The 4,094-nt window shown below is 71.9% G+C and carries 4 protein-coding genes; 3 read left to right on the plus strand and 1 reads right to left on the minus strand.

Annotation, left to right across the window (positions count from 1 at the left end; translation table 11 throughout):
* On the minus strand, positions 1-1,036 hold a 1,036-nt coding region (locus tag KBX53_RS24745), incomplete at its 3' end, for a right-handed parallel beta-helix repeat-containing protein (protein ID WP_210861926.1).
* 376 nt (positions 1,037-1,412) lie between these two features.
* Here KBX53_RS24745 and KBX53_RS24750 point away from each other — a divergent pair.
* From KBX53_RS24750 to KBX53_RS24760, 3 genes are all read left to right on the plus strand, one after another.
* Entirely contained in the window at positions 1,413-2,441 is a 1,029-nt protein-coding gene (locus KBX53_RS24750) for a 1-phosphofructokinase family hexose kinase (protein WP_210861927.1), read from the plus strand.
* Positions 2,417-3,313, plus strand: a complete 897-nt coding sequence (locus tag KBX53_RS24755) for an SIS domain-containing protein (RefSeq protein WP_210861928.1) — start codon at positions 2,417-2,419, stop codon at positions 3,311-3,313. Before KBX53_RS24750 ends, KBX53_RS24755 begins: the two co-directional genes overlap by 25 nt.
* 8 nt (positions 3,314-3,321) lie before the next feature.
* A partial coding sequence (locus KBX53_RS24760; RefSeq protein ID WP_210861930.1) for a class II fructose-bisphosphate aldolase occupies positions 3,322-4,094 on the plus strand: 773 nt, incomplete at its 3' end.

The raw sequence follows: 4,094 nt of genomic DNA on the forward strand, positions 1-4,094 counted from the left end.
GGGGCGTGGTGCCGCTGTTGGACTGTGTGCCGACCAGGTGCACAGGCGCGGCGCCGGAGCAGGTGACGGCGAGGTTGGAGAGCGTGCACCCGGAGAGCAGCCACCGGGTGCCGAGCAGGTTCGTGGCGCGGATGTCGCTGTACCAGAGGGTGTTGCCGGTGAAGGTCGGTGGCAGGACGCCGTCGACGACGACGCCGGTGCCCGGGTTGCGCTCGACCCCGCCGATGGGGAAGGACAGGGCGGTGCTCCAGCGCACCGGGACGCCACCGTTGCAGTGGTTGACGGTGTTGCCGGTCAGGCTGCCGTGCCCCCAGTTGTCACTGGCGAGCGCCCCGTACGGGCTGGTCTGGGCGAACGAGTAGTAGGCGCCGTAGCAGCCGACGACGACGTTGCCGTTGATCGTCCAGTTCCCCGACGAGTTCCAGATCGCGAGTCGGCACGAGGTGAAGCTGTTCGCGGTCAACTGTGAGTACTCACTGCGGTCGGCCAGCGAGACACCGAAGTAGCAGCGGTGGAAGGCGTTGCCGCTGACCTTGAGCCGGTAGCCGAAGTAGTCGTCGGCGGCCGATCCGGTGATCGCCAGGCCCGCGCCGCGCCAGTTCGTGAAGTCGCAGTCCAGGATCCGTACGCCGGTACTGCGGCTGATCCGGACGGCGACGTGCGCGAACTGTGGCGCGGTGCCGACCGGGCTGGACTGGCGTCCGAGGAAGTGGACGCCGCTGATGGTGACGCCGCTGCGGCCCACGATGGACAGCGCGCCGCTCTGGTCGGTGGGGACGGTGACGGTCGCGCCGTTGCCGACGATGAGGCAGCGGTCGGGCAGGGCGACCGGAGCGGTGAGGGTGTACGTGGCGCCGGGCGCGAGCTGCACCTGAGGCGTACGGGCGAGGACGGTGTTCCAGTCGTCGGCGACGCCGAGCACCGGGAGGGACGTCGAGGCGATGGCGGCGTCGGCGCGGCCGGGCGGGACGACGGCGGCGAGGGCACCGGCGGCGCCCGCCAGCGCGACCGCGCGGCGGGGGAGGCGTGTGGTCATTGATGTCCTTCGGACAGCGGGGGAATGTCCTACGTCAGATGTCGGACGAACTTACGAGTGATATCGACCCTCGTCAAGAGAGCCGTTGCCCCGCCCTCGGCCGCCGCTCGGCCTCCGGCTCGGTGGCGGCCCGTGCAAGTTGATGCAAAATTCCTGCCAGGTCGGAACCCCGCCCGCCGGGGCTGCTCGAACACCGCGACGCTCCCTCGATGCGGTGCCCGCAGGGGCGGTGACGGTGTCGGAGCGCTCAGGACCGACCTTGACGCCGCCGGGGTCAGATCCCTAGGGTCTGCAACATCCTGATTGATTCTGGCATCTGAATGTCACGAAAGATCATGCGTGCTCGTGTGGCTGGCATCTTCTGGAAGAGGCGGACATGAAACGAGATCTGAACGGCGGTCCGCCAGACTCCCGGGCGCGCGGCGACCTGATCATCTCGGTGGCGCTCAATCCGGCCCTCGACGTCACCTACACCGTGCCCGACCTGGTGCCGGACACCTCCCACCGGGTGACGGACGTGGTGTCCCGTGCCGGAGGCAAGGGCCTGAACGTCGCCCGGGTCCTGCGGCAGCTGGGCGTCGAGACGATGGTCCTCGGCCTGGCCGGTGGGGCAGCCGGCGAACGGATCGAGGCCGAGCTGGCGACGGCCGGCGTACCGGCGCGATTCACCCGCCTCGACACGGAGACCCGCCGGACGGTGACCGTCCTCGGGCGAGGCACGGCGACCGTCCTCAACGAACCGGGCCCGCGCGTCACCGTCGCCCAGTGGGAGTCGTTCCGAGAGCAGTTCGCCGAGCGGGTCCGGGCGGCACGGGTGGTGGTGCTCTCCGGCAGCCGGCCACCGGGTGTCCCCGAGACCGCGTACCGCGATCTCGTCACCATCGCCCGGGCCGGCGGGGTCCAGACCATCGTGGACACCGACGGCGCCGCGCTGCGGCACGCGCTGGCCGCCGCGCCGACGCTGGTGAAACCCAACGTCCACGAGGCGGCGGAACTGCTCGGCCGCCCGGTGCGCACCCGCGACGACGCCGTGCGGGTGGCGCACCGGCTCGTCCGGCTCGGCGCCGTCGCCGGAGTCGTCTCCCGTGGCGCGGACGGCTTCGTGGCGGTCAACGGCGGGGTCGCCTACAGCGCCCACGCGCCCGAACGGATGGCCGGCAACCCGACCGGTGCCGGTGACGCCCTCGCGGCCGTGCTCGCGTACGGGCTGCTCACCCGCACGCCCTGGCGGGACGTCCTCGCCCGAGGCGCTGCCGTCTCGGCGGCCGCCGTCGCCTGCCGGTGGGCCGGCGAGTACGACGCCGTCGTGGCTTCCCGGCTGTTGCCCGGAACCACCGTCGAACAACTGGAAGAGCCCCGCACCGACAGAGAGCAGGAATCGTGTCGCACGTCGCCGCCGAGATAACCTCCCAGCCCGAGACGTGGCGTCGCGCCGTGGATCTGGTCGCCCGACCGGGCGTGGCGCAGGCACTGCCCCAGCCGGGCGAACGCGTCGCCGTGGTGGGCTGCGGCACCTCGTACTTCATGGCCCAGAGTTTCGCGGCGCTGCGGGAGTCGGCGGGCCAGGGGGAGACCGACGCCTTCGCCGCCTCGGAATTCCCCGCCGGGCGACGCTATGACCGGGTCGTCGCCATCACCCGTTCCGGCACCACCACCGAGGTGATCCGACTCCTTGAGCAACTGCCGCCCGGCAGCCGCTCGACAGTGCTCACCACCGACGCCGACCGGCCGGTGACCCGGCTGGTGAGCGACTGCGTCGTCCTCGACTTCGCCGACGAGCAGTCGGTGGTGCAGACCCGCTTCGCCACGACCGCGCTCGCCCTCTGGCGTGCGGGCCTCGGTGCGGACCTGACCGAGACGATCGACCAGGCGCGGGCCCAGCTCGGCGCCCCACTGGACCCGGCCGTGGTCGGTCGGGACCAGTTCACCTTCCTCGGCACCGGCTGGACGGTGGGCGTGGCGCACGAGGCCGCCCTGAAACTGCGCGAGGCGGCACAGATGTGGGCCGAGTCGTACCCGGCGATGGAGTTCCGGCACGGTCCGATCAGCGTGGTGGACCACCGGTCCGTGGTCTGGATCTTCGGGCCGGTGGCACCGGGCCTCCTCGAGGACCTGGCACCCACCGGCGCGATCGTGGTGCACGAGGACATCGACGCCATGGCTCACCTCACGACCGCGCAGCGGCTCGCGGTCGAGCTGGCGGTGCGTCGCGGTCTGCATCCGGATCAGCCCCGGCTGCTCACCCGGTCCGTCGTCCTCACCGCGCCGGTCGCCTGAGGCCGCTGATGACCCTCGTTCCCACCGCCGACCTGGTGGCGGCGGCCCAGGCTGCCGGTACCGGCGTGCTCGCGTTCAACGTGATCACGATCGAGTACGCCCAGGCCATCGCCACCGCGGCGGAGCGGGCCGGCCGACCGGCGATCCTGCAGATCAGTCAGAACGCCGCGCGCTACCACTCCGGTGTGTCGGCCATCGCCGCGGCGACGGCCGAGGTCGCCTGGCTGTCCAGCGCCACCCTGTCGCTGCACCTGGACCACGTCGACGACACAACCCTGCTGGAGCGGGCGCCCGACACCGGGTTCAGCTCCGTGATGGTCGACGCGTCAGCGCTGCCGTACGCCGCCAACGTGGCGGCCACCCGCAAGGCGACCGAGTGGGCGCACGACCACCGGTTGTGGGTGGAGGCCGAACTCGGCTACGTCGGCGGTAAACCGGACGCCCCGGCGAGCGCGCACACCGCCGGGGTCCGCACCGACCCGGCCGAGGCCGCCCGCTACGTCGCCGAGACCGGCGTCGACGCGCTGGCGGTCGCGGTGGGCAGCTCGCACGCGATGGCCGACCGGACCGCCTCGCTGGATCTCGACCTGGTGGCCGCGATCCGCGAGGCCGTACCGGTGCCGTTGGTCCTGCACGGCTCCTCCGGGGTGCCGCTGGAGCAGATCCGCGCCGCTGTCGGTCAGGGCATGGTGAAGATCAATGTTGGTACCGCCCTCAACGTGGCGTTCACCGACGCGGTCCGTGGCGTCCTGCCGCACTCTCGCGACCCGCGCCGATATCT

The sequence above is a fragment of the Micromonospora sp. M51 genome, assembly GCF_018070305.1.
In the GTDB taxonomy this organism is placed as follows: Bacteria; Actinomycetota; Actinomycetes; order Mycobacteriales; family Micromonosporaceae; genus Micromonospora; species Micromonospora parva.